Origin of the sequence: Hyphomicrobium sp. (genome assembly GCF_009026145.1) — a bacterium.
Lineage (GTDB): Bacteria > Pseudomonadota > Alphaproteobacteria > Rhizobiales > Hyphomicrobiaceae > Hyphomicrobium_A.
The window spans coordinates 1-25,158 of record NZ_WBUE01000014.1; the positions used below are offsets into that span (position 1 = coordinate 1).

At 65.1% G+C, this 25,158-nt stretch carries 28 protein-coding genes and 1 tRNA gene; 15 read left to right on the top strand and 14 right to left on the bottom strand.

Annotated elements, in window-relative coordinates; all coding sequences use genetic code 11:
- Positions 1-179: 179 nt before the first annotated feature.
- Positions 180-701, bottom strand: a complete 522-nt coding sequence (locus tag F9K20_RS11935) for a hypothetical protein (protein ID WP_291001735.1) — start codon at positions 699-701, stop codon at positions 180-182.
- A gap of 747 nt (positions 702-1,448) precedes the next feature.
- Between F9K20_RS11935 and F9K20_RS11940 the strand changes: the two genes are divergently transcribed.
- Both F9K20_RS11940 and F9K20_RS11945 read left to right on the top strand, forming a co-directional pair.
- Entirely contained in the window at positions 1,449-2,144 is a 696-nt protein-coding gene (locus tag F9K20_RS11940) for a hypothetical protein (RefSeq protein WP_291001738.1), read from the top strand.
- On the top strand, positions 2,125-3,150 hold the full coding sequence (locus F9K20_RS11945; protein ID WP_291001740.1) for a nucleoside-diphosphate kinase: 1,026 nt from the start codon (positions 2,125-2,127) through the stop codon (positions 3,148-3,150). The genes F9K20_RS11940 and F9K20_RS11945 overlap by 20 nt, the downstream gene beginning before the upstream one ends.
- 91 nt (positions 3,151-3,241) lie before the next feature.
- Here F9K20_RS11945 and F9K20_RS11950 read toward each other — a convergent pair whose 3' ends face one another.
- On the bottom strand, positions 3,242-3,685 hold the full coding sequence (locus tag F9K20_RS11950; RefSeq protein WP_291001743.1) for a hypothetical protein: 444 nt from the start codon (positions 3,683-3,685) through the stop codon (positions 3,242-3,244).
- Between the two features lie 100 nt (positions 3,686-3,785).
- Entirely contained in the window at positions 3,786-4,061 is a 276-nt protein-coding gene (locus tag F9K20_RS11955) for a hypothetical protein (RefSeq protein WP_291001746.1), read from the bottom strand.
- Between the two features lie 186 nt (positions 4,062-4,247).
- On the opposite strand from F9K20_RS11955, the gene F9K20_RS11960 reads away from it, so the two are divergent.
- Complete coding sequence (locus F9K20_RS11960; protein ID WP_291001749.1) at positions 4,248-5,015, top strand: Crp/Fnr family transcriptional regulator; 768 nt, start codon at positions 4,248-4,250, stop codon at positions 5,013-5,015.
- Here the strand turns inward: F9K20_RS11960 and F9K20_RS11965 are convergent.
- Positions 5,000-7,747 (bottom strand): LuxR C-terminal-related transcriptional regulator, encoded by a 2,748-nt coding sequence (locus F9K20_RS11965; protein WP_291001751.1) that lies wholly within the window; start codon positions 7,745-7,747, stop codon positions 5,000-5,002. The two genes, F9K20_RS11960 and F9K20_RS11965, sit on opposite strands and share 16 nt — an antisense overlap.
- Before the next feature lie 251 nt (positions 7,748-7,998).
- Here F9K20_RS11965 and F9K20_RS11970 point away from each other — a divergent pair, with 251 nt between their 5' ends.
- Both F9K20_RS11970 and F9K20_RS11975 read left to right on the top strand, forming a co-directional pair.
- The gene (locus tag F9K20_RS11970; RefSeq protein WP_291001753.1) at positions 7,999-8,289 is read left to right on the top strand and encodes a hypothetical protein; all 291 of its coding nucleotides are present in this window, start codon (positions 7,999-8,001) and stop codon (positions 8,287-8,289) included.
- Between the two features lie 93 nt (positions 8,290-8,382).
- Positions 8,383-8,511, top strand: coding sequence for a hypothetical protein (locus F9K20_RS11975; protein ID WP_291001755.1), 129 nt, complete (start codon positions 8,383-8,385; stop codon positions 8,509-8,511).
- Between the two features lie 27 nt (positions 8,512-8,538).
- Here F9K20_RS11975 and F9K20_RS11980 read toward each other — a convergent pair whose 3' ends face one another.
- Positions 8,539-9,174, bottom strand: a complete 636-nt coding sequence (locus F9K20_RS11980) for a Pr6Pr family membrane protein (RefSeq protein ID WP_291001757.1) — start codon at positions 9,172-9,174, stop codon at positions 8,539-8,541.
- 347 nt (positions 9,175-9,521) lie between these two features.
- On the opposite strand from F9K20_RS11980, the gene F9K20_RS11985 reads away from it, so the two are divergent.
- From F9K20_RS11985 to F9K20_RS12020, 8 genes are all read left to right on the top strand, one after another.
- The gene (locus F9K20_RS11985; RefSeq protein ID WP_291001760.1) at positions 9,522-10,400 is read left to right on the top strand and encodes a TIGR01459 family HAD-type hydrolase; all 879 of its coding nucleotides are present in this window, start codon (positions 9,522-9,524) and stop codon (positions 10,398-10,400) included.
- A 70-nt stretch (positions 10,401-10,470) separates the two neighbouring features.
- Positions 10,471-10,803, top strand: coding sequence for a hypothetical protein (locus tag F9K20_RS11990; RefSeq protein ID WP_291001763.1), 333 nt, complete (start codon positions 10,471-10,473; stop codon positions 10,801-10,803).
- A gap of 239 nt (positions 10,804-11,042) precedes the next feature.
- On the top strand, positions 11,043-11,348 hold the full coding sequence (locus tag F9K20_RS11995) for a hypothetical protein (RefSeq protein WP_291001765.1): 306 nt from the start codon (positions 11,043-11,045) through the stop codon (positions 11,346-11,348).
- 167 nt (positions 11,349-11,515) lie between these two features.
- Positions 11,516-11,668: a hypothetical protein gene (locus tag F9K20_RS12000; RefSeq protein ID WP_291001768.1), complete on the top strand. Its 153-nt coding sequence runs from the start codon at positions 11,516-11,518 to the stop codon at positions 11,666-11,668.
- A gap of 111 nt (positions 11,669-11,779) precedes the next feature.
- Positions 11,780-12,208, top strand: coding sequence for a ketosteroid isomerase-related protein (locus F9K20_RS12005; RefSeq protein ID WP_291001770.1), 429 nt, complete (start codon positions 11,780-11,782; stop codon positions 12,206-12,208).
- Between the two features lie 27 nt (positions 12,209-12,235).
- Complete coding sequence (gene panD / locus F9K20_RS12010; RefSeq protein ID WP_291001773.1) at positions 12,236-12,610, top strand: aspartate 1-decarboxylase; 375 nt, start codon at positions 12,236-12,238, stop codon at positions 12,608-12,610.
- Between the two features lie 17 nt (positions 12,611-12,627).
- Entirely contained in the window at positions 12,628-13,218 is a 591-nt protein-coding gene (locus F9K20_RS12015; RefSeq protein WP_291001776.1) for a GNAT family N-acetyltransferase, read from the top strand.
- 18 nt (positions 13,219-13,236) lie between these two features.
- Entirely contained in the window at positions 13,237-14,145 is a 909-nt protein-coding gene (locus F9K20_RS12020; protein ID WP_291001779.1) for a carbon-nitrogen hydrolase family protein, read from the top strand.
- A 72-nt stretch (positions 14,146-14,217) separates the two neighbouring features.
- Here F9K20_RS12020 and F9K20_RS12025 read toward each other — a convergent pair whose 3' ends face one another.
- Positions 14,218-14,922, bottom strand: coding sequence for an SIMPL domain-containing protein (locus F9K20_RS12025; protein WP_291001782.1), 705 nt, complete (start codon positions 14,920-14,922; stop codon positions 14,218-14,220).
- Positions 14,923-15,069: 147 nt separating this feature from the next.
- On the opposite strand from F9K20_RS12025, the gene F9K20_RS12030 reads away from it, so the two are divergent.
- Positions 15,070-15,145: transfer RNA gene (locus F9K20_RS12030), tRNA-Ile, on the top strand.
- On the opposite strand, the gene F9K20_RS21305 is transcribed toward F9K20_RS12030, so the two are convergent.
- From F9K20_RS21305 to F9K20_RS12060, 6 genes are all read right to left on the bottom strand, one after another.
- The gene (locus tag F9K20_RS21305) at positions 15,102-16,460 is read right to left on the bottom strand and encodes an APC family permease (RefSeq protein WP_367115880.1); all 1,359 of its coding nucleotides are present in this window, start codon (positions 16,458-16,460) and stop codon (positions 15,102-15,104) included. The two genes, F9K20_RS12030 and F9K20_RS21305, sit on opposite strands and share 44 nt — an antisense overlap.
- Before the next feature lie 88 nt (positions 16,461-16,548).
- Positions 16,549-17,142 carry a methyltransferase domain-containing protein gene (locus F9K20_RS12040; protein ID WP_291001788.1) on the bottom strand — a complete coding sequence of 198 codons (594 nt, stop codon included), beginning with the start codon at positions 17,140-17,142 and terminating at the stop codon, positions 16,549-16,551.
- A 92-nt stretch (positions 17,143-17,234) separates the two neighbouring features.
- Positions 17,235-17,378, bottom strand: coding sequence for a hypothetical protein (locus F9K20_RS12045; protein ID WP_291001791.1), 144 nt, complete (start codon positions 17,376-17,378; stop codon positions 17,235-17,237).
- 213 nt (positions 17,379-17,591) lie between these two features.
- A complete protein-coding gene (locus tag F9K20_RS12050; protein WP_291001794.1) occupies positions 17,592-17,981 on the bottom strand; it encodes a cyclophilin-like fold protein in 390 nt (129 codons plus the stop codon).
- 283 nt (positions 17,982-18,264) lie between these two features.
- Complete coding sequence (locus tag F9K20_RS12055; RefSeq protein ID WP_291001797.1) at positions 18,265-19,509, bottom strand: beta-ketoacyl synthase; 1,245 nt, start codon at positions 19,507-19,509, stop codon at positions 18,265-18,267.
- 140 nt (positions 19,510-19,649) lie between these two features.
- Positions 19,650-19,922 (bottom strand): acyl carrier protein, encoded by a 273-nt coding sequence (locus F9K20_RS12060; protein ID WP_291001800.1) that lies wholly within the window; start codon positions 19,920-19,922, stop codon positions 19,650-19,652.
- A 399-nt stretch (positions 19,923-20,321) separates the two neighbouring features.
- Between F9K20_RS12060 and F9K20_RS12065 the strand changes: the two genes are divergently transcribed.
- On the top strand, positions 20,322-22,049 hold the full coding sequence (locus F9K20_RS12065) for a long-chain fatty acid--CoA ligase (protein ID WP_291001802.1): 1,728 nt from the start codon (positions 20,322-20,324) through the stop codon (positions 22,047-22,049).
- A gap of 236 nt (positions 22,050-22,285) precedes the next feature.
- Here the strand turns inward: F9K20_RS12065 and F9K20_RS12070 are convergent, their stop codons facing one another.
- Both F9K20_RS12070 and F9K20_RS12075 read right to left on the bottom strand, forming a co-directional pair.
- The gene (locus F9K20_RS12070; protein ID WP_291001805.1) at positions 22,286-23,605 is read right to left on the bottom strand and encodes a cyclopropane-fatty-acyl-phospholipid synthase family protein; all 1,320 of its coding nucleotides are present in this window, start codon (positions 23,603-23,605) and stop codon (positions 22,286-22,288) included.
- A 244-nt stretch (positions 23,606-23,849) separates the two neighbouring features.
- Positions 23,850-25,154, bottom strand: a complete 1,305-nt coding sequence (locus F9K20_RS12075; RefSeq protein WP_291001808.1) for an acetyl-CoA C-acetyltransferase — start codon at positions 25,152-25,154, stop codon at positions 23,850-23,852.
- Between the last annotated feature and the right edge of the window lie 4 nt (positions 25,155-25,158).

A 25,158-nucleotide genomic window follows, 5' to 3' on the forward strand; every position in this document is an offset into this window, starting at 1 on the left:
GAGCTGCTCCGGGGGGTGGAGGAGCTTGGCAGGCTCACACTAGCGGCCTACTCAAAATGGGGAATTGACTCCGATCAAGCGCGATTGTCGCATCTCATCGGCTACGCGCAGCAACCGTGCTCTGCTTCAATGCCGCTCGCGCAAACTGCGACATCTTAGGTTGGCACATATTGCGTGGATTAACGGCGGCTCAACTTAAGCGACGCCGAACCGCTATCACCCGACAGCGTCACGGACTGGCTGTTGCCATGCACCACGACGCGGATGCTTCCCGACACGTTGTATTCGGTATTGTGGAAGCTGCCCCGATACCGATTGGGGCTGACCTCGTACACGGTTGCCGTTTGCGATGCTTTGCCCGACGCCGTCGCACACGTCGCGCTGAGCACATAGCTGTCACCGCCGGCGCGACTGTACCGTGCACGGCACCGCGCCCGCTCCTTGGTGCCCGACGCGAAGGACACCCAACCCCCACCGCTCCACGAGCCGGCAAGGCTGCCAGCCTTGCTGAAGGCCGGCGGCGTTGCCATCGCCAATGCGGCCAGTATCACGATGGGGCCGAGGGCAGGCTTCGTCCCGATGGCGAAGACCCGCCAACCACCACGCACTTGATTCATCATCCCCCGATTTGGTTCAGACTTGGGCGTCTTCATGATCGGACCAATTGGACTTGCTTCGAGCTCATCGCCGAGAACGAACATCGGCAGCTCCCGAGGATACTTGCCAGGTTCAACGACAAACGCAAAGAGAGATTGAAGAGCGGAACACAAAACCATGCTCACTTTTACGATGTCGTGCCCACAGATTGCCAAGCGTGGCCAAGCCATCGCAACCGGCGAGGAGAGGTTTTCACCTGGCCGTTATTGGCCACACCTGCCGCGCAGATATCCCCGCCCCTCGCGCGGCGCGTATCCTCCCCTCATCCCTGCCCGTCATGGGACGCATCAGCTGAGCGGCCGACGCGGGGCAAGGTCGGTGCCCGGTTGAGGCGGCGTTGCTTTCCGTTCGCAGCGTCGACGCGAGATTAGCTCTCTCACATGCCGGGGCAACGAACCGAGGCCGGGCGCCCCCAGCAATGGGACGCACGGACGCCCTTCGGCAGCGGCGCTCCCGCATTCAACTTCGGAGCGCAGCCGCTTTAGGTCCTGAGCGATGATAGCCCGGCCCGCGAAGCGCCGGGTGGGACCTGAAGCCCGTTGCCGTCGTGAAGAGCACCCTCGGCTTTGCAGCCACCGCACGCGGGCGCCGAAAGGCTGCCGGATTGTTACTAGGATGGCGGTCGTTTGGCGCCCGCGCTCCCTCGCTCTTTCTCATGCCTCGGGGCCAACGGCTCGCGAGACTAAGACCAGTTGCCTGCAAACGCCATCGGCCACGGAAATGCCGACGGTTGCGCACCGGGCCCCCGATAGGGAGAATACCGCAGGGGTTTGACTTAGGGTGCGTGGTCAATGGCCGTATCATGGACGCTTGAGAAGGAGCTGTGCGGGCTCGCCGAGGCGAACTCCGTCGGCGCAGCGCTGTGGCGGCTCGGATTGACCGAGCATGCCGAGAGTGCCGTCAGGCTGGAGGAGAGGCACGGCTGGCGGCGCGGCGGCGCGGAAACATACGTTTATCGCTTCAAGGTCATAAGCGCAGAGACGACACGCGATGTCCTCTTGAAGGCCGTCACCGCTTTCTCGACCTCGCGGACGCTCAATGAGATCGCCGACGAGTGGGTGCACCGGCGGCAACTGCTGGCGCAAGGCGGCATCTCTACGCCAACGCTCTATTTCGCCGGCCGCGCGCTTTTGGTGGAGCAGGACGTGGGGGAAAAGCTCGCCTCCTGGCTGCGGCGCAGCCCGAGCAACAGCATACAATTAACCGATCAGGTGTTTCGCTTGGCCGCCGTCATGGACAGGCATGGCTTCGCCCCTATGTGCGTGTTCAACGGGCTGCGGACCGATGGAGAGGCCGTCTATGTCGTCGACTTTGGCCAGGACCTTGGCCCGCCGGGTGTTAGACGGCGGCGCGGCAAGGGCCTCCTGCCGGAAGCCAAGCGCTGGCTGGCGAGCGTCGGCCAGCAGAGGATCGACCCGTGCCGGGCAGAGGCCGTGTATGCGTTTCACTTGGGCGGCGAGGCCAAGGATGAGCAAGGACCATCTTAAGCGCGACATCATCAGGGCCGTGACCGACGTGAGCGCGGCGGAGCAGCCCGCCGACCAATGGCTTGTCCCGCTCGGCGAGCGCCAGCCCGACAAACGCAATCACTTCGTCCTCTTCTTGAAGCCCGAGCTGCTGGCCGTGCGCGAGGGCGTGAAGCTCGGCGCCATCCTCGACCTCATCGCCGCCGCCCTACGCAAGCACGGAGTCGAGACCGGCGCCGTACGCGTGCTCAACGGGGCCTACCTCGCGCAGCACAAAATCATGGAAGAGCACTACGGCGTGATCAATCGCGCCTCCCGTTTGGGACGCGCTGCCCTCTCCCCGCCGACGCTGCAGAAGCTCGAGGCCGAGTGCCCGGGGATAAAGGGCATTCTCGGAGCGCACGAGTTCCTGCAGCGCTATCCGGAGGTGTCCGCGTTCGCCCTCAACGTCATCGTCGACAGCCTCGGATCGAAGAAGATCGCCAGCGGCAAATATTACAGCGTCCTCAACGTAGCGGGCGAGCGGATGGTCGTTCTCAACGCCTTCCACCCGCAGCAGCTGCTCCACTACACGCGTCCCGGCAAAGCGCTCGTGGTGTTCGAATGCTGGTCCGATACCGACTGGGCGGTGCTGAGGCAGGAGATGACTGGCGCGACCGACCCCGCCCGCGCCGCCGAGGGATCGATCCGGCAAACGTTGCGGGCGAGGAGCCACGAGCTTGGCCTGCCGGAGGTCACGACGGCAACCAATGGCGTGCACTGCTCCGCCGGGCCGTTCGAAGCGATGCTCGAATACTGCCGCTTCTTCTCCGATCACGCCGGCAGCGCAGTCATCCGCCCGAGCGCGACGCCGTTCGGGCACATGCTGCTCGAGCGCGGCCTGCGGCAGAAGGACATTGCCGCCCTGGCCAAGAACCCGCTGCTGGGCGAGGGCAGCGCGGCGGCCTACGTTTTCAATCAGACGGAGGATAAGAACTCGGGCTTTGCCGCCGACCTGCTTGCCGAGGCGATGCGCAACGCTGCCTAGAACCTGCGCTGGCAGGTCTGCTCCAACCGCCACCCGGTGACGCGGCCGCTCGCGCCCGCACGCCATCGTCACGTCCACTATTCGCAAGGCACTATTCGCAAGGGACTTGGAGCGTCTTTCCGATCTCCGCAAAGTACCTCGAGCAAAGCTCGCGCGCCGCTGGCTTGGGTGGAGTCTTGGTGCCGCGGCTCGCCGGCGCGGTCGCTGGCGACGCCGGTTTGGGCAGCTCCGCTGGTTTGGCCTCTACTGTCGGCTCCTCCGCAGGTGCTTGAGCCTCTCCGCCATTGCACGGGCCGAGGAGAGTCTGCTCCGTGAGCTTGCCGTAGAAGTCGACGTGCAGGTGATAGCGCTGACCGTCGCGGCAAGCATCGAGCTTGAACGGGGGCTTGGTCCTCTGGAACTCGAGCTGCTCGTAACCCTGCTCGGTCAGCTCGCGGCGCACACGCTCGACGCCGTGGGCATAGGCAGGGGCACTCCCACCCAGCGCAAAGACGACCAGAGCTCCGGCAGCCAGCTTTGCACGTACATCAGCCATGAGCGACATCCACTAAAGCGAATATAATAGCACCGCCCGGGACATGTAACTGTACCGAGGGGAACCGGCCGGAAGCGATGTCATCAGCCCCGGCCGCCCGTCACTGACAGGTCTGCTCCAGCCGCCAACCCGTGACGCGGCACCGCTCGCGCCCGCGCGCATCGACACTGCAATCGCGGTTGGGGTAGCGCTTGTAGGAGCAGTAGTAGTCGGGGAACAGGAAGCCTTCGTAGCCGCGCACCGGACCTTTGGTCTCGTACGTCTCCGAGTAATAGGGCTTCACGCCGCGGCGGGCTTCGGTCTCGCTGGCGGCGAGCAAAGGCACGGCCAGCGCGGCCGCAGCGACCGCCATTGCCCGCATGTTCGACGAACTCATCTCGGCTCCTCCTTGTCGCAGGAAGAAATGTAGGTCGCCGACGCCGGCAGAGTAGTCTGCAGGCGGGATCCTACGGGCCGCTGTCCCCCATTCAGGGGACAGACAATACCGCGCCCAGAGGCTATTTTTCTCGAGTGGCGGCGAAATTCCGCGCCGCCCCCTCAGTTTTGCGTTCGGGGAAGCCAAATGGCTTGGCTGTCTTTAGTCGGCGTCAGTGGGAAAGGTGGGCACCCGTCCCCCATCGAGCCTGCGTTTTCCAACTCCCCCGTCGCGGCTCCCCCCGCCGAGACGACTGCTGCGCCGCAACAGATCGCCGCCAATGCCTTCATTTTCAGGGCGGGCGATCCTCGAACGCATCTTTATCGGGTGGAGAGCGGCGCCATCTGTCTCTATGAGACCGGCCGCTCCGACCGCCAGTCGATCATCGAGTTCCTGTTTCCGGGCGACTATGCCGGCCTCGGCTTCCTGCAGAAGCATCACCTGAGTGCCCGCGCCCTGCTCGACTCGAGCGTCACCTGTCATCCCCTCGACGCGCTGCCGGATCTGGTGAAGAACGACCCGCGCGCGCAGGCGATGCTGGCGCATTCGGTCGAGCGCGAGTTCGAGGCACGGCGCGACGAGCTGTGCAGCGCTGGCCGGCGGCGGCCGATCGAGCGCGTTGCGGCGCTACTCGTCACCTCGGCGCGCACCAACGTGCAGCAGGGACGCCCGGCAGCGATCATCAAGGACTCCTGGAAGTGCGGCTTCATCGCCGATCTGTTGCAGCTCACGCTGGACGACCTCGCGGCGCTGCTCGTCGAGCTGGAGCGCCGCGGCCTTATCGCGGCGGCGGGAAAGGATCTGCGCCTCCTGGACATCCCGGCGCTGGAGGCGATGGCGGACGGCATCTGGCCGAACAACGACCATGGCGCCGCGCGTTCGCCACAGCTCCTGCCGGCTCATAGAGCCGCCTGAGCAGCGCCCGTCTTGAGCATGCCGAGGCTTTGCGCTCGGACGACGGCCTGCGCGCGGGATTCGGCCGAAAGCTTCTGGAAGATGCGCTTCAGGTGAGTTTTGATCGTCTCTGGTGCGACACCGAGTTCGCGGGCGATCTCTTTGTTCGACCTGCCGCGCGCGATGAACTCGACGATCGTTCGCTCACGCGCCGTCAGCTCATCGGGTGGCCGCGCCGCCGCCGACTTGCGCATCGCCTGCAGCCGCTCGCGCAGCTGAAGCAGCAGCCCGTTGACGAACCTGATGGCCAGATCGTCGCCGTCGAAGACGGCGGCGTCTCGCGCCTTCAGGAGAATCGGCACAATCCGCCGTTCGTGATCGAGCACGAAGCTCGGCATATTGGCCTCGGCGCCCCAAGCCATCAGCTTCTTGAGAAGGGCATGCGATTTCGCCAAGAAGCCCAGGCGGTCATAGAGGACGGCGAGGTCAATTCCGACACGCAGCGCGATAAAGCGGTCGTCGGTAGAAAGCAGGCCGCTGAATGCCTCACTCAGCGCGGCAGCGGCATCCTCCAGATTCTCCGAGGCCGCGTCGATCAGCCCTTTCGCAACCAGGCGCCAGGTGCGGATGGAGGCGCCGAGGTCCGCTGCGTGCTTGGCGTGCAGCTCATCGAATGCAGGCATTAGGGCGAGTGCCTCGCTTACGTTGCCGTTGGCCAGGAGCAGGCGCGTGCGCTCGACCAGCAGCATGGCGACGACCACGCCCCAACCGCGCTCCCAGCTCAACCGTTCGGCGCGGTTGAGAAGGCTCATGGCTCGCGTATAGTCGCCGCGCACCGCGGCCGCGCGCACGAGCACGAAGAACGCATTGCGGAAGCCTTCGTGGAACGCCGTCGTCTCGATGAGCTCGAGGGCGTCGAGCACCCGCACCTCGGCACCCGTAACGTCGCCGCGCTCATACTCCAGGCGCGCGATAAGGGCGGTGAGCATCGAGGCCGATACCGACTTTGCGCCCGCGTACTTTTCCGCCAGCGACTGTGCCACCGCATAGAAATCGAACGCCTCGTCGAACCTCAGCTGTTTGACGGCTGCAAGGCCGTAGAGGCAGAGGCGGTAGTTTTCGGGAAGCACGTACGATGCCTCGCCGGCAGAAGGATCGGGATTGGGGACGGCATAGAACGCCTTCCAATCGCCGGACTTCAAGTAGGCGTAGCGCACCACGTTGCATAGCGCATTGAAGTTGAAGGCGTCGAATTTGTAGCCGGCGAGACATTCCAGCGCGATGTCGCGCCCGCGTGCGCTGTCCTCGGTGAGCGCACAGAACACCGCGCGCGCCGCCCGGCATCGCCACCACAAGTCGCTGCCCAGGGCGGCGTGCGTTCCCGCCTCCACCTGCGTCAGCAGCACCTCCGCCTCCTTGAAGCGCGTGACGAGGCTCATGCCCCAGGCAAGTGCCAGCTTGACTTCGAGCTGGCCGCTCATCAGCTCCTTGGGTAGCTGCTGCTCCCAGCTGAGCAGCGTGAGCAGATCCCCTCTCGCCACCATAGACATGGCGCAGTTCTCGATGAACTCGAGCGCCAGCGGGTAGTCGCCGGCGGCGATGGCGTAGTGGACCGCTTCGCTCCACATCTGGCGCGCGGCATACCAGCGGCAGGCACGGCGATGCAGGTCTTGAAGCTGATCGCCCATCCTGGTGCGCAGCCGGTCGAGAAGAAATTCGCGCAACAGATTGTGGTAGCGGTACCAGTTCCCCGACTCGTCGAGCGGCACCAGCAAGAACTGCTCCCGCTCCAGGGCTTCGAGAATTGCCGCTTCTTCCGAAGTACCGGCTACGGCGCTGCACAGCGAGCCGTTCATCTGCTCGAGGATGGACGTCTTCAGGAGGAAGTCGACGACCTCCTCCGGCTCCGTGGCCAGCGTGTCTTCGAAGTATTCGGAAATCGTGCGTGACGTACCCGAGATGGTGCGGACATGCGCCACCGGATCGGCGGAGTTCGTCAGCGCAATGCGCGACAACTGCAGGGCCGCGGGCCATCCTTCCGTTGTCGCGTGCAACTTGGCGATGCCCGCCTTGCCTAGCCGGTGGCACAGGGCATCGCCGAGGAAGTCGCATATCTCCTGCGGCTTGAACTTCAAGAGCGGCACATCGATCTCGACAAGCTCGTCCTCCAAGCGCAGGCGCGACAGTGAAAAGCGCGGCTCGGTGCGCGAGATGAGCACCAGATGCAGGGTCGAGGGGGCATAACGGACGAGCATCTTCATCAGCTCGTGGCAGCGCGCATCCGAGACGACGTGGAAATCGTCGAGGAACAGGTAGGTCTCACAATCGGTCTCCGCTACCGCGTTGAGCAGCGACGAGATGACGTTGCGCGCGGGAATGAGGTTAGACGCCTGCAACAGCTCGATGGCTTCGCGCCCGAGGTTGGTCGCCGCGCTCTCGAAAGCGCGCGCGAGATGGTAAGCGAACGCTCCCGGCTCGTTGTCGTCGCTGTCGAGGCTGAGCCAGGCGACGAGCGATCCCGCCTCCCGCAAGCGCTGGCTCCATTCAGCGGCGATGATGGTCTTTCCGTACCCGGCCGGGGCTCTAAACAGGATGACCCGGCGCGCAGCGGCGCCGTCGAGGAACTTCATCAGCTCCGGGCGTTGAACCGCAAACTTGCGAACCGCAGGAGGGACTGTCTTGGTCAGCGCGATACGCGGCAAGTCGACCAAGACGGGGTGACCAAAATCCTGCGTCAATCCCATCACACTCATCTGCGCGCGCTCCCCACGCACAGAATACGCGCCCATTGAAATGCCATGTTAGGCCATGCTGGGAGGGGCTTCAATTTAAAATGAGAATGAGAGGTATTAGCCGATTGGAGCGCGTGCAGCGCCGGCCAATGCGCCCGATCCCCCGGCGCCAATCGTGACATTCCCCCAATCAGGGGACTGCTCAACGGGCAGCGGCGCCGCAATCTTGGACCGCAATTGTTCGGATCTGAGCCCGCGTTGGAACTGAAACAATGTTCGCTTTGAATGGTATTGCGTCGGAGCGCGACCCCGCACGCCGCCTCACTCTCTTCCTCGTCAGCGCGATGTCACTTTCCCTCGGCGCTTGTGCGCACAATGTGACAGACGCCCCTGCACTTCAGTGGCAGGTCAATACGGTCGATACATCGATCGACAGCGAAGCGGCTGGCACCTCCGCCGGTGCGCCGTCGTCATGGAGCTGCGGTTCCGACAACCCGGACGCATGCTACGTCTATCGCGGCGGCAGGGACCCCAAGACCGGATTGGCCTTTACGCTGCTTTAGTCGCTCGACCGCTGCTGACTGGCTCTGCTTGCCGGCGGGGCGGTGATATGGCACTCGGTTAGACGCTCGATAAGTCGCGGTAGGAGCGCATCCATGGACGCCAAGACTGTTGTCATCGCCGTGCTGGTCATTGCCGTCGCCGTGCTCGGCTACCTCTATTACGAGCAGTCGCGCCACGGAATCAGCATCGACGCGCCAGGCGTGAAGATCGACGCGAGGTAGGCTGCGTCGGCAGCTGTGTAGGCGTCCTCAGGCGCTGCCATCCGTTTGCGGCCCGATGCGTCGCCCGACGGCGACGAGTGCCGCCACCAGCGCGAGATAGATCGCGATCAGCCCGGCGACGTTCACCAGCGCGCGCGGGTAGCCAAGCTCGGCGACGTCGATGAAGGGATAGGGATACCAGCCACTCATGGCGCCGTGGATGAGCGTCCAGCCGACGTAGGCGAGTGGAAATTCGAGCGAAGCAAAGCCGACGCTCCAGTGGACCTCGCGCTTAGTCACGAACAGCGCCCAGTCGAGTACGAACAACGGTGGCGTCACGTAGTGCAGCGTGCGCTCGAAGTAGAGCGGCCAGCCCTGACGCTGGCTGAGATCGCGCAACAGCAGATAGTAGATCGTCGCCACCATGATGATGTAGCCGGCAATCGCCGTGCGCACCGACGGGCGCGCCAGGAACTGCCCGAGCGAAGAGCGCGGCGCGATCAGCGGCACGAGCAAGGCGGCCGCCGCAAGGAGGTTGGCGAGGATGGTGAAGAAGCTGAAGAACTTGATCGACGAGACGCCAAGACCGTTCAGCGTCTCATAGCGCACCAGCAGCCCGTACTGCATGGCGACGGCGAACACGGTGAAGGCCCCCGCAGCGGCGCGGTAGATCGTGCATAGCATCTGCGGCGTGACCCTCGGCTGCTCGCTGCCGACTATAGTTCATAGCCGCATCGGCTCGCCAGAATCGGCGCCGGCGTTCAGGTGCCTTCGGGATTGCGCGCGTCGCGGTGGCGCTCGATGAGACGGGGTCCGCGAGCTCGTTGCCGCGCTGCGGGTCCGCCCGCTGCCCGACGGCCTTCCCGGCCCCGCGCTGGCGCTGCGGTACGCCCTCCCCCGGCGTCTCGCGTGCCAGCCGCCTTTTCGGCGGTGCTTTGCGCTCTTGCATGCCGTCGCCGCGAGTTCTCCTTGGCATTCCCGCTGACAAAACGTAATGACACCCGCCTCAGTTCTTCCCGAGAGCACGCCCTATGCCGCGTCCGACCTCGCCGCCTCCCGTTCTCGCCCATGCCGGCGAGCTCCTGTCGCGCTATGACGTCATGTTCTGCGACGTCTGGGGCGTGCTGCACGACGGCCATCGCGGCTTTGCGGCGGCGTGCGATGCGCTGCTGCAGTTTCGTGCCGGCGGCGGCACGGTGATCCTCGTCTCCAACGCGCCCGTGCCCGGCGAGCGCGTCGCTGCGATGCTCGATCTTCGCGCCGTGCCGCGCGCGGCCTACGACGACATCATCGCTTCCGGCGAGATAGCGCTGCGCCATATCGCCGACAAAGGCTATGCGCATCTGTTCTGTATCGGTCCAGGCGAGCGCGATGCCGCCACCTTCTCGCGCCTTGGCGGCAAACGCGTCGGGATAGACGCGGCCGATGCCATTCTGTGCACCGGGCTCAACGACGACGTCAACGAGACGGCCGACGACTATCGCCCACTGTTAGAGCAGGCGCGGGCACGACATCTACCGTTGGTGTGCGCCAACCCCGATCTCGTCGTCGACGTCGGCGGCCGACAGTTCCTCTGCGCCGGGGCCATTGCCAATCTCTACGAGCGGATGGACGGGGAGGTGTTCTGGGCCGGCAAGCCGCACGCCAACGCCTATGAGGCCGCCCGCGCCGCCGCCGAAGGACTGCGCGGCAGAGAGGTGCCGCGCCAGCGCATCATCGCCATCGGCGACAGCCTGCGCACCGACCTCAAGGGTGCCGAGGCGTTCGGAATTGACGCCATTTTCGTGGCTTCCGGCATTCACCGCGAGGAGACGATGGGCTCCGGCAGCCTTTGCCCGGAGCAGCTGGCGCGCCTATTCGCGCCGCCGGCACCCTGCCCCATCGCGGTGATGGAGCGGCTCGTCTGGTAGCCCTGTGCGCCGTTGCGGAGGCCAAGGCGCGGGTCTAGACTTTCGGCGGTCCAGCATAGGGGGGACGGTCATGCGCTGCGCTCGCTTTGCCATCATCGCCATCGGCTCGCTGGCAGTTTCCGCCGGGGCTCTCGCGGACGACACGGGCCTTGCCTACTCGCACGATCTGCGCAAGGAAGGCGGCCGCCTGTGCATGTCGGATCACTATCACTCGGGATCAGGCTCGGGCCGCACCAAGGCCGCTGCCCAGGCCGCCGCCGCGCGCTCGTGGGCCGACTTCACCAACTTCGAGTATGGCAGCGTCTGGGCGCGCTGGTCGCTCGCGCGCAGCAAATCGGTGCGCTACACGAAGGCCGAGAGCGGCTGGAGCGCCGACGTCGACGGCCGCCCGTGCCGCGGCTAGCAGCCCCGCTAAGCGCGCCTCATAGCTCGGCAATTCCCGCCCATTTACCGGCCAGTTACCTTAACGGTCCATGCTCTCCGGCAGACGCTTAACCCCCGTCTGTCGTCACCCAACCGTCCAAACCTTTGTCTCGCTCGAAGGCCGCGAGCGATCCCGTAACCGCGGGGACAGTCACGCGTGCGCCTTGCTGGTACTTCCGGGATCCAGGGTATTGAGGACCTCGTAAAGGAATGAAGGCAATGACCGCAACGTCCCCCGGCTTCCAGTTACATGCGTACCGCGCTGCGTTCGTCGCCGCGGTTGCGCTCATCGCGGCCATCGCCGCGGTCCCACAGGCAAACGCTGTCAGCCCGCAGGTGCGCAACGCCTGTGCCAACGACTATCTCAGCAACTGCAGCGCCTACGATCCGGAAAGCGCCCAGACGCGCAAATGCATGCGCGCCGTCGGCTATAAGCTGTCCAAGGGTTGCATCGCCGCCCTGGTCGCCGCCGGCGAGGTCTCCAAGGCCGAGATCGCCCGCCGCTCCGCCAGCAACCGCCGCTGATCTGAACATCCGCACCGCAGACTGGGGCCGCGCGCCATCGAAGCGCCCGGCCCTTTTTTTTGCGCGCGCCGGCGGTTAACCAACCGGTAAGCGACTCACCGCTGACTGGGGGCTGCAATGCCGGGGTGCGCCAACGCCACCACCTCTCGAAGCCATGCGGGTGGTTCATGACCAGATTGCTGTACGACCTTGAGGATTACCTAGAGGACGCCGTGCACGCCGAGCGTCTCCCCCGCTGGATGCGCCGCATCGTGCGCGCCATCGGCCGCACCGTCGGCGAGACCGGCGACCTCATCGCCTGGCATCGCGCCCGGTTCTGAATAGCGGCGAGATCCGCGGTCCGTGAGCGCCCTATGTCGCGACCGCGGGCGGTAGCAGGGCGCTCGACGACCTGCTAAGGAGCGCTCCGAACCGCAGTATCTGGAGCCACCATGAGCGACGCCGAAAGCAAGGTGCGGAGCGAGACCGCCGCCCTCATCCGCCGCTACTACGACGCCTTCAACGCCGGCGACAGCGCCGGCATGATCGCCTGCCTCACCGATGACGTCATCCACGACGTCAATCAGGGTGAGCGGCGCCAGGGCCTCGACAAGTTCAAGGCCTTCAACGCGCGCATGGACCACCACTACAAAGAGAAGCTCGAGAACATCGTGGTGATGGTGAGCAAGGACGGGCAGCGCGCGGCCGCCGAGTTCAACGTCCACGGCGTCTACAAGGCCACCGACAGCGGGCTTCCCGAAGCCAAGGGCCAGACATATATTTTGCCGGCGGGGACCTTCTTCGCCATCCGCGACGGCAAGATCGCTCGCGTCACCACCTACTACAACCTGACCGACTGGATCGCGCAGGTTTCCGGCTAAGCCGGCTCCCAACAAGGTTCAAGCGCAATGCTCGTCACCATGCTGAGGTGCAAGCTGCACCGGGCCACCGTTACCGAATGCGACCTGCATTATCAGGGCTCGCTGAAGATCGACGCCGACCTCATCAAAGCCGCCGGCTTCCTGCCGAACGAGCACATCGAGGTCTACAACATCGACAACGGCGAACGCTTCACCACCTACGTGATCGAGGGCCGCGCGGGCAGCGGCGTCATCGGCCTCAACGGCGCGGCAGCGCGTAAGGCCTGCGTCGGTGATCGCATCATCATCTGCTCCTACGCGGCGGTGGACCTCACCGAAGCTAAGACACACAAGCCGAAGATCGTCGTGCTGGGCCCGGCCAACGAGATCGAGCGCATCACCGACAAGCCGACCGTCGAATAGCCGCCCCGAGGAAATCCATGGCGCTGGAGGTGAAGTCTCTAACGGGCGAGGAGATCCGCTCGGTGCTGCCGGCGCTGGCGCGGCTGCGCATTGTCGTGTTCCGCGACTGGCCATATCTCTACGATGGCACGCTGGAGTACGAGGAGAAGTACCTCGCCAGGCTGGCGGCGGCGCCGGGCGCCGTGTGCATCGTCGCCAAGGACGGCGAGGAGATCGTCGGCGCCTCGACGGCAGCGCCGATGATCGAGCACGCGGACGAGTTCGCCGAGCCGTTCGAGAAGGCAGGCTTCGACCTCAACAAGATCTTCTACTGCGGCGAATCCGTACTGCTTAAATCGCACCGCGGCCACGGGCTCGGACACGCGTTCTTCGATGGGCGCGAGGCGCACGCGCGAAAGCTCGGCGGCTTCACGCATTCGACCTTCTGCCGCGTCGTGCGCCCCGACGATCACCCATTAAAACCGAAGGATTACGTTCCCCTCGATGCCTTCTGGCGAAAGCGCGGCTACGCTCCCGTCGAGGGGCTCATCGCCACCTACGCGTGGAAGGACATCGACCAGGACCACGAGACCGACCACGCCATGCAGTTCTGGATGAAGCCGCTCTGAGCGGCCGAAAGCGCCGTCATGAGCCACCGCCAGACCCTCAAGGTCGCCGCCGCCCAGTATCCGATTGATCAGCCGGCCACGCTCGAAGCTTGGCGGGACAAGATCGCGCGTTGGGTCGCGGACGGCGCGCAGACTGGCGCCGAAGTGCTGGTATTCCCCGAATATGCGGCGATCGAGCAGGCCGCAGCGCTCGGCGAGAAGGTCTACGGCGATCTCGACGCGACGCTGCAGGCGGTGGCCGAGCTGGAGGTCGACCGCGTTGGCCTCCACCAGGAGCTGGCGGCCAAGCACCGCGTGCACATCCTCGTTGGCAGCGGCCCGGCGCGCAAGGGCGAAGGCCGCTACGTCAACGCCGCCCAGCTCGTCACGCCGAAGGGCAGCGTCGGCGTGCAGGAGAAATTGATCATGACGCCGTTCGAGACCGACTGGGGCATCTCGGCCGGCACCCAAGTGCGCGTCTTCGACACCGTGCTGGGACTGATCGGCGTCACCATCTGCTACGACAGCGAGTTCCCGCTGCTTGCCCGCGCCATGGCGGAAGCCGGTGCCGAGATGTTGCTGGTGCCCTCGTGCACCGAGCGGCTCTCGGGCTATCACCGCGTGCGCACCGGGTCGCGGGCGCGCGCGCTGGAGAACCAGATCGCCGCCATCGTCAGCCCGACGGTCGGGGACGCGCTGTGGTCGCCGGCCGTCGACCGCAACACCGGCGCCGCCGGCATCTACGTGCCGGCCGAGCAGACGGTGTCGGACACCGGCGTCCTGGCGCAGGGTGAGCTGAACGCGGCGCAGTGGGTGGCGGCGACGGTCGACCTGGCGCGCCTGCGCCATCTGCGCTCCTCCGGCGAGATGCGCAACTACGTCGACTGGCCGAACCAGCCGGGCGCCGTCAGGCTCGCCGACAAGGTCGAGATCGTCATGCTGGAATGACAGTGAAATGGTGAGATGGTGAAATCGTGAGGTCATGAGCACTCACCATTTCACCACTTCACTACTTCACGACTACTGCAGCGCCCAGGTTATGGTGACGCTGGCCTCCAGCGTCTCCGTTCCGCGCTCGATCGGCACCGCCTCCGCCTTCATCGCCCGCGCAAAGACTGGGCGCGGGGGCGCCATCGCCTCGCCCTCCGTGATCGTCAGCACCTCGCCGACCTCGGCCCCGGCCGCCGCCGCGTAAAGCTCGGCGCGACGGCGCGCGTTCACTACTGCCTCCTTGCGCGCCTCATCGAGCAGCATCTCGGCCTTGCTGACCTCGAAGTTCAGTCCCGCGGTCTGGTTGGCGCCGGCGGTGACCAGCCGGTCGAGAATGTCGCCCAGCTTGTCGAGATCGCGCACCAGCACCTGCACCTCGTTGGTGACGCTATAGCCGTCGATCTTCGCCGCCTGCCCCTCGACGGGGCGGGTGTAGCGCGGCTCGACGCGGAACGAGGCGGTCTGGATGTCCTTGGCGTCGATGCCGGACGCCTTCATCTCGGCGATCACCTTCTGCATCGCCTCGGTGTTCTTCGACAGCGCCTCGCGCGCGGTTGAGCCGTCGGCCATTACGCCCGAGGTGATGCGCGCCTGATCGGGCTCGACCGTCACGCTGCCGCTGGCCGTGACGGTGATGGTGCGGCGCGGCTTATCCTCCTCGGCATGCGCCGGGATGGCGCCGATGAGGGCGAGCCCCACGATGGCGGGGCGTACATATTTTCTGAGGGAGCGCATTCTTCTACCTTGAGGAGGTTGCTGCTGGCACCAACATATAGCCGCGCTTCGCGGAGGATTCGCGGCGAAATCAGTGGGTTTCAGCGACAGCACTAAGTCTGGTATGAGGGGCCCCCTGCCCGCTACGCGCTGAGTCTCGCGGGGTGCGGGCCCGTAGCTCAATGGTTAGAGCTGGCGGCTCATAACCGTCTGGTTCCAGGTTCGAATCCTGGCGGGCCCACCACTTCCCCGCTCGCTCGGCCGGCCGCGCTGAGGCCGCCTGCCGCCGCCTGAGCCGAGATCTCGCTTCGGCGCGCGAGCAGATAGACGGGAACCCCGCTCGCCAGTATGGCGAGGCCCGCCAGCGCCCCGACGCCCGTGTAAGCGATGCTGGCGTGCACCAGGTAGAGCGCGGTGGCGCAAAACACGATCGGGGTAAGCGGATAGAGCGGTACAGGAAACGGAAGATCCCGCTGGGGCTCGCGCCAACGGAAGACGATTAAAGACAAGCCGATCAGCGCCATGAACATCCAGAAGACCGGCGCCGTGTATTCGACCATGGCGGTGAAGCCGTCGCGCGTGGTGGCGCCGAAGGCTACGAGGCTCAGCGCAATGGCTGCCTGCAGCACGATGGCGGTCGAGGGTGCGCCGTTGCCAGCGTTTCTGTCGCCGAGCCGGCCAAACAGTGGGTAGCTGCGCCCCAGCGCAAACATCGAACGCGCCCCTGTGAAGATCGTCCCGTTCAGCGTGCTCAGCGCGGCAACGCAAACAATCAGAGCCACGGCGAGCACGCCTCCCGTACCGAGCACCTTCTCGACGGGCTCGGTGACGAGCTTCTCCTGCCGCAACCCGTCAAGCCCAACGCTCAGCACCAGGGCGACGTTGATGAGCAGATAGAGCGCCGTCACGATGCCCGTGCCGATGAGCAGCACGCGCACCATGTTGCGCCGGACATCGCGTATCTCGCCCGACAAATATGCTGCCTCGTTCCAGCCGCCGTAGGTGAGAAGTATGAACACCAGTGCCAGTCCAGCGGCACCGCTGTCGCTCGTGACATTGGCGTGGCCTTGCGGCCCCAGATCGGGCGCCGCCATAAAGCCGGCGATGGCCACGATGAGGATCGCCGTCACCCCTGCCACGGTCAGCGCTAGCTGCAATTTCCCGCTCGATGTCGTGCCGGCGAGCTGCAGGGCGGAGAGCACGAGAATGGCCGCCGCTGCGTGCAGGGCGGCGCCCGACGAGCCGAACGGAACGACGGCCGCGGCGTAGTCGCCATAGGCGAAGGCGACAGCGGCGATGGCGCCCGTCTGGATCACGGTCATGCGCCCCCATGCAAACAGGAAACTTAGACCATCCCCATAGGCTTCTTTCAGGTAGTGGTACTCGCCGCCCGCATGGGGACGCGACGTGCCGAGCTCCGCATAACAGAGAGCGCCGACCAGCGTCAGCAGGCCACCGGCCGCCCATAGCCCTATAAACGCCAGCGCGCTGTCAACGTTGGCGGCGACGACGGGCGGGGTCTTGAATATGCCGATACCGACCACGATGCCGATCAGCATCGCGCTCGCCTGCGTCACGCCGAGCAGTGGAAGCTGATTGGAACTAGGACTGGGCCGATCGCTCACTTCGCCGCTCCTGCAGACTGCATCAGCCGCCTTTGTTCGACTGCCGCTGGCTCTTCTCGGGGACGACCCACATGTAGATCGTGCGGCCCTCCACGATGACCTTCCTGTCGGGCTTCCAGTCGCCCATGTCGAAAGCGTGCGAGACGACGCGCGTACCGGGCTTCAGCTCGGCGAGGATGCGCGGGCGCAGCTCCATGTTGACGCGTGGCATGAGATACAGCGTCAGCACGGTAGCTTTGCTGATGTCGGTCTCGAACAGGTTCTGCTGCTTGAACTCGACCTTGTCCTGAACCCTAGCATTGACGGCGTTGGCTTTGGCCTCTTGCACGCGCACGGGATTGATATCGACGCCCATTCCCTTCGTGCCATAGCGCTTCGCTGCCGTGATCGGAATGCGCCCGTCGCCGGAGCCGAGATCGATGACGTAGTCGCCTTCTTTTACCTCGGCGATGTCGAGCATCTTGTCGACGATGGCTTGCGGCGTCGGGTAGTAGGGCGCATCGAGCTTGACCTCCTCGGCGTGGGGAACCGGACCGCCCGGGGCCAGAAGGAACAGCGCCAGAAGCAGCACCAAGGCCGCTGCGGCAGGGTGTGAGAATGCGCGTGGACTTTCCATAGGACACCTCGGCTGGCTGCACGCAGCGGCGCGAGTGGAACGGCGCGCCGTGCGCAAGGTTCCGCGCGAGCCCTCAGCACCGCCACGCGCAGTCAGCGCGCGAGCTGTAACCGGCAGCGCTCGTCAGTACAGTGCTTCTCGTAGCCTGAAGGATGGCCTTGCTGCGGCACCGGATCCGGCGTGATCCACGCCGCCGCGACCCCGACGAGAAGCTGTAACAGCAGATCCATCTGCATTGCCTCCCTTTTCGGATATGCATTTTCAAGAAAGATGCAAGAACGTCGCCAGTTGGAATTTGGATCCAAGGCTTCTGACGCACGGCGCGGCGCTTGCACCGACCCCCATTGTGCTTGCGCGCGCCCTTGGCCTGCCGCACCAGGTAGAGAGTGGGTCAGTGTTCAGTCCCGCGTGCCTGAGCCGCTGACAACGCTGCATTCGCCAACTGGGGCTCAGGCGTCGTGGCCGTTGGCATCCACGATGGAGATGCCCTCGCCGGCATGCACCGACTTCAGGCGGCTGACGTCGTCGAGCGCCATCGCCCAGATATTGCACGGGCTCGCCATGCGAATTTCGCCGCGGCGTGACACCGGCGTCGGGCCGAAGCCGATGGCAATGGCGTCGCCATCCGGCCAGAAGGCGATCTCGCCGGCGTTGATCACGTCGCGGGCCCCGGGCTCGGGATCGGAGCTCACGGGCGCATTGAAGTAGACCTCGCGCCCCCACATCTTCGCTTCGGCGTGGATCGGCAGGGCCGCCCAGATCCGTTCGGCGGTCGGCGTCTCCAATAGCCGAGCGCGAATGGCCACCTTGCCAGCACGGATCACAATCTCGCGCATCATGCGCCTCCCAAGCCGGTCAGTCTCGCGCCGCCGTTGCCGCCACTCTCTCATTGAGACGAGGCGGCAGCAATACCCCGGGAGGCGGGCCGCTGCTGCCACACCCTGTTGCAGAGGCAAATTTGGGCGGCGGGGGTGCGCGTGGGCGCGCTCTATCCCGTTCGCTTGGCTCGAAAATGTGGGAGCGACGGGCACCTGCGCTGGCTCGGATGCAAGACTGGATCGTATGCAATTGCGCCACGCCTGGACGGGCGTGGCGCGCATGGTGCTTGAAGGCGTGTGGCTTTTAGGCCGGCGCGGGACCGAAGATCAGCACCGCGTTGAGGCCGCCGAAGGCGAAGGAGTTCGACATCGCATAGGTGACATCGAGCTTGCGGCCGACGTTCGGGACGTAGTCGAGATCGCACTCCGGATCGGGCTCGTCGAGGCCGATGGTCGGTGGCACCCAGCTCTCGTTTATGGCGTTGATGCAGGCCGCTGCCTCGATGCCGCCGCCGGCGCCCAGCGGGTGGCCGTGCATCGACTTCGTCGATGAGATGGCGAGGTTCTTGGCGTGGTTGCCGAACACCGTTTTGATCGCCCGGGTCTCGTTGGCGTCGTTGATCGTCGTCGCCGTACCATGAGCATTGAGGTACTGGACGTCGGACGGCGAAAGCTGCGCGTCCTTGAGAGCCGCCCGCATCGCCTCGTTCGGTCCCTCGATGTCGGGGTTGACCATGTCCTTGGCATCCGAGGACATGCCGTAGCCGACGATCTCGGCGAGAATCTTGGCCCCGCGCGCCTGCGCGTGTTCTAGCGACTCCATCACCAGAATGCCGGCTCCCTCGGCGAGCACCGTGCCGTTGCGTCTCTTGGCGAACGGGAAGCAGCCCTCCGGAGACAAGACGTGCAGCGCCTGCCAGGCCTTCATTGTCCCGTAGTTGATGACCGACTCCGACGCGCCCGCGATGGCCACATCGACCATATTGTTGCGGATGTAATCACGCGCGATGCCAATGGCGTGCGTCGCCGTCGAGCAGGCGCTGCAGGTGGCGAAGGTCGGTCCCTTGATGCCGAACTCGATGCCGACGTGGGCGCTGGCCGAGGAGCCGATGATGCGCAAAAGGGTCAGTGGGTGCGTGGCGCGCTTGCCCTCGAGGAACAGGGCACGATAGGACTGCTCGTAGGTGACGAGACCGCCGGCCCCGGAGCCGACGATACAGGCGGCGCGGTAGGGGTTGGCGATCGGAAACTCGAGGCCCGACTGCTTCACCGCCTCGTCGGCCGCCGCGGCGGCAAACCAGGAGTAGCGATCGGCGTGCATCACGAGCTTGTCGCGCTGGAAATGCTTCAGCCGCTGCTTGGGATCGAAATCCTTGATCTGCGCGGCGATGAGGATTTTGAGATCCTCGAGCGGGAAGCCGCCGAGCTCGCTGACCCCGCACTTACCGGCCTTCATCGAGGCCCAGAAGTCGGGCACGTTGAGACCGATCGGCGTGATGACGCCCATCCCTGTCACCACGACGCGGCGAGCGCCGTTCGCGTTTGCCATCTAGTAATACCTGCCGGTTGTGAGCGGCGCAGCGGCACCGCGACATAAGCTAACGTGCGAGCCGGCAACTGCCTTGTCGGAGGGAGCTCGCCAGATCGGCCCAGGTGCGCATCGAGTGCGCCCCCCGGTGCCGTTCGTTGTCAGGCCTTGGCGCCGGCTGCCGCAGGCCCCTTAGCCATCAGTTCCTTGACGCGGTCGACAACCGAGCCGACGGTCTTGAAGTCCTCGACGTCCTCGTTCGCGTTGTAGGGAATCTCGATGCCGAAGGTGTCTTCAATATCAAAAACGATCATTGCAAGATCGAGGGACTCAATCTTGAGATCCGTGAGCGGCGTCGACAGCGAGATGTCGTCGCGCGGCTCCTTCATGTGCTTCTTCAGGATCTCGACGATCTTGGTGCCAACTTCGTCCATATCAGTCTCCCACCCCCGCTCCACTGAAGCCTGGGGCCCGTATCACTTCGTTCCTACCTAGGGCAAGCCCAGTAGCACAACAAGCTGAGGCGTCACATATCCTTAAACGCCTAGCAAGTCTAGCCGCGAGGGCCCCAGCCGACCTGTACGATCGGCCGGCACCACGCATAGAATGGCTCCCATGCGTTTGCTGTCTTGTACGGTACAGCAAAACCTCTTCACAACCGTTGCGCCGGCCGCCGCTGCAACCGCCCCGCTCTTGGCCGGCGCCCCGGAAACGTGTTCAATAACAAGGCGGATTTCAAGGTCCTGTTATAGGATATGCGCCAGGGGCCCGGCAACGGTCCGGCAAGGGGCTCGCCCCTATAATAGGAGCCTCGCCTGGGGAGACGCTCGAGGATGACGACGACAGTCCGCCCTCCGGCTCCGGCCAACGCGTCGCAGCCAAGAATGCCCTGGCTCGATCACTACCCGCCCGGCGTCGATTGGCATATGCCTCTTAAGGTCGCGCCGCTCTATACGCTGCTCGATGACGCAGTCGAACGGTTCGGCGAACTGACCTGCAGCAATTTCCTCGGCAAGACCCTCAGCTACGCCGAGATCGGCGAGCAGGTCGAGCGGGCCACGCTCGGGCTGCAGCGGCTCGGCGTCAAGAAGGGTACCAAAGTCGGTTTGTTCCTGCCCAACTCTCCGACCTTCATCGTCTACTTTTTTGCCGTGCTGAAAGCCGGCGGCACGGTTGTCAATTTCAACCCGCTTTATACGGTGGCCGAGCTCAGCCAGCAGGTGAAGGACAGCGACACCGAGCTGATGGTCACGCTCGACTTGAAGGTGCTGTTCGACAAGGTCGAGGCCCTGCTCGAGGCGAACTGCCTGAAGCGCGCCATCGTCGCCTCGTTCCCCGCGCTGCTGCCCGTCACCAAGGCGGCGCTGTTCAGGCTGTTCCGCTCCAAGGAGCTCGCGCGCCCCCTCGCCTCGCCGCAGCGCGAGAAGATCGTTCTCGAGGCCGAGGTGATGGCCGGCGCTGGACGCCCCGAGCCGGTGCCCATCGATCCGTTGAAGGACGTCGCCGTGCTGCAGTACACGGGCGGCACCACGGGCACGCCCAAGGGCGCCATGCTCACTCATGCCAACGTCTACGTGAACGTGCAGCAGGTTGCGGCCGCCGCCCCCGACGTTCAGGATGGCGTCGAGCGCGTGTTCGGCGTGCTGCCGTTCTTTCATGTCTTCGCCCTGACCGTGGTGATGAACCTTGGCATCGCGCACGCGGCCGAGATCATCATCATGCCGCGGTTCGCGCTCGGCGACGCGCTGAAGCTGATCGACAAGACCAAGCCAACGATCATGCCGGGCGTGCCGACGCTGTTCAACGCCATCATGAATCACCCGAAGATCGACAGCTTTGACCTCTCCTCGCTGAAGTTCTGCCTGTCGGGCGGTGCGGCGCTCCCCATCGAGGTGAAGCAGCGCTTCGAGGCCATCACCGGCTCCAAGGTGGTGGAAGGCTACGGCCTGTCGGAGACTTCCCCCGTCGTCACCTTCAATCCGCTGGAAGGTCCGGTGAAGATCGGCTCGATCGGCATGCCGCTCGTCGGCACGGTAATCTCGCTGCGCGATCTCGCCGACCCAACCAAGGAGGTGGCGTTGGGCGAGAAGGGCGAGATTTGCGTCAAGGGCCCGCAGGTGATGAGCGGCTACTACAAGCGCCCGCAGGAGACGGCCGAGCAGACGGTCGGCGAGTTCCTGCGCACGGGCGACGTCGCGCGCATGGACGAGCACGGCTACTTCTACATCGAGGACCGCATCAAGGACCTCATCATCTCCTCCGGCTTCAACGTTTATCCGCGGCGCATCGAGGAAGCGATCTACGAGCACCCGGCGGTGGCAGAGGTGACGGTGATCGGCATCAAGGACAAGAAGCGGGGCGAGGCGCCGAAGGCATTTGTTCGCCTAAAGCCTGGCGTCAGCGTTACGGTGGAGGAGATGTTCATCCACCTTGAGCCGCGCATCTCCAAGATCGAGATGCCGTCGGCGATCGAGTTCCGCGACGAGCTGCCCAAAACGATGATCGGCAAGCTGTCGAAAAAGGAGCTGAAAGCCGAGGAAGCCGCCAAGGGCAACCTCTGAGCGCCTTCACTGTCATCCTCGGGCTCGGGCTGTAACCCTCACCCGCCGCTCATGCTCGCGCACTCGCGTCGACCTCTCCCATTGGGAGAGGTTAGATCCCGGAACTGGAGTGCAACCAAACCTCTCCCGTCCATGCGGGGTTCATGCGAAGCATGGCTACGCCATGACGCTTCGCCGTGACGGGAGGGGTCGGCTGGGCGCGCTGCAAACGCGCCAGCCAGGTGACGGGTGACGCCCTAGCGGTAGAGGTCGGCGCGCGTGGGCGGCAGCGCCGGCGGGCGCTTCGCCGTTTTGGAGACGAGCGTCTGGAAGATGCGCAGGGTGCCGCGCGAGAAGGCCAGCGAGACGCCGGCGAGATAGGCCACCCAGATGCGGTACTTCTCTTCGCCGACGTAGCGAATAGCCTCCTCACGCCGCGCCGTCAGCCGCTCGCACCACAGCTTGCAGGTGCGCGCGTAGTGCAGGCGCCACGCTTCGACGTCCTGCACCTCGAAGCCGGCGCGCTCCATGGCGAAGAGCGAATGGCCGATGTCATCGAGCTCGCCGCCAGGGAAGATGTACTTGGCGATGGCGCGCTGCTCGGGGCGCAGGCGGCGCTTGAACCAGCCCTGCTTGGGCGCGCGCCGGGAAATGGCGTGGTTGAGGAACAGCCCGTCCTGGTTCAAGAGCTGGTTCATCTTCGACATGTACCCGGGGATGTTCTTGAGTCCGATGTGCTCGTACATGCCGATGGATGCGATCTTGTCGAACTCCCCGGTCATCATCGAATAATCCTTGAGCTCGACCTTCACCTTGTCCTCGAGGCCGAGGCGCTTGATCTTGTCCCTGGCGAAGGCGAGCTGCTCCTCCGACAGGGTAATGCCGTGGGCAGTGACGCCGTAGCTCTTGGCCGCGTGGCAGATGAGGCCGCCCCAGCCGCACCCGATGTCGAGGAAACGATCGCCCGGCTTCAGCCGCAGCTTGCGGCAGATCATCTCCAGCTTGTCGGCTTGCGCCTGCGCGATGTCGTTGCTCCAGTCCGTGTAATAGGCGCAGGAGTAGACCATCTCCGGGTCGAGGAAGAGAGCATAGAAGTCGTTCGACAGGTCGTAGTGGAACTGGATGTAATCCTTGTTGTCGGCGGTCTTGCGCCGGCGCCCGGAGATCTCGCCGGCAAAGCCCTGGTCGTCGGCGGCGTCGACGGAGCGAGCGAAGAGGAACGGCGAGAGCTGGCGCGCGAGCCTCAAGGCGTCGCGCCCTTTGAGCTTCACCGAGCGGCCGCCCTTGTTGAGCTGAGCGCCGATGTCGATCAGCGTGCCGCCGGAGAAGTCGAGGCCCTTGTCGACGTAGTGGCGGATGAAGTTGTCGAGCGTCGGCCAGCGCAACAGCGAGCCGATGACACCGGCGTCGGCGATGGCGATCTCGAACGGGCCGGTGACGTTCTTGCCAAGCGGCGTAACGGAGCCGTCCCACAGGCGCAACGAGGCGTTGAGGTCGAGCTTGTCGGCGAGCTCACGCGCCAGCGCGCGTGCGGCCTCGAGTTGCCGCGCCGCCCTGTCGCTCTTGCTCTTGCCCATATGGATGCGCGCCCCGCTTTGCCGATAGTTGCCGGGCGTGCCTCGCACACCTTCCCGCCGCTGTCGAGTGGCTGTGCCAATCGGGGAGCCCTCCCCACTTGTCATCCTCGGGCTTGTCCCGAGGATCAATCCGATGCATTTGACGTGAGGGACCGCATTGGGCGCGCAGCACCAAGCCACTAAGCACATCATTTCCTGAGCCGTGGGTCCTCGGCACAAGGCCGAGGATGACAGCAGTACCGGCTCAGGCGGCCTGGTGGAGCTCGGCGGCGTCCTTCGATTCCATGATGGCGGCGACGCCCATGCCGCCGGCGGTGCAGATGGAGATAAGCCCGCGCCCGTGCTGCTGGGACAACAGCTTGGCGAGGTTGCCGACGATGCGCGCGCCGGTCGCCGCGAACGGATGCCCCATGGCGATGGAGGAGCCGCGCACGTTGAGCTTGGCGCGATCGATGGAACCGAGCGGCTCGGCGCGGCCGAGCACCTCCTTGCAGTAGACCGGGTCCTCCCAAGCTTTCAGCGTGGCCAGCACCTGGGCGGCGAACGCTTCGTGGATCTCGTAGAAGTCGAAGTCCTGCAGCTTGAGGCCGGCACGCTCAAGCATCTTCGAGACGGCGATGGTCGGCGCCATGAGCAAGCCATCGCCGCCGACGAAGTCGTTGGCCGCGGTCTGCGAGTAGGAGAGGTAGGCCTGCACGGGCAGCCCGTGCTTCTTCGCCCAGTCCTCGGAGGCGAGCAGCACCGCGGCGGCGCCATCGGTGAGCGGCGTCGAGTTGGCGGCGGTCAGCGTGCCGCGCTCGCCCTTCTCGAAGGCGGTCTTGAGCGTCGCCAGCTTTTCGGGGGTCGCGTCGAGGCGGATGTTGTTGTCGCGATAGACGCCGGCGAAGGGCGTGACGAGATCGTCCATATAGCCGGAGCGGTAGGCCTCGGCCGTCTTGCGGTGGCTCTCGAGCGCAAAGGCATCCTGCTCGGCGCGCGTGATGCCCCACTCCTGCGCCATGAGCTCGGCGTGCTCGCCCATCGACAGCCCAGTGCGCGGCTCGGCGTTGGCAGGCGCCGCCGGCACCAACTCACCTGGTGCGAAGCCCTTGAACACCTTCAGCTTGTCCATGAAGGTCTTCTGCTGCGCCGCCTTGGTGAGGCGCTGCGCCAGCTTCTTCGACACGACGATGGGCGCATCCGACGTGGTATCGGAGCCGACGGCGATGGCGCACTCGATCTCACCGGTGGCGATCTTGGCTGCGCTGCCAATGCCACCCTGCAGGCTGGTGCCGCACGCCTGCATCATGGTGATGCCGGGCGTCGAGGGCTTGAGGCGCGTGCCGAGCACCGCCTCGCGCGTCAGGTTGAAATCCTTCGAATGGGTGATGACGGCGCCGCCGACCACCTCGTCGATGTGCTGGCCCTTGAGGTTGTAGCGGTCGATCAGCGCATTCAGCGCGCCGGTCATGAGGTCGAGGTTGGAGAGGTCGGCATAGAAACTATTGGAGCGGCAGAAGGGAATGCGCGCCCCGCCGATCACCGCCACGCGTCTCAGGAAACGTTGCATCTCG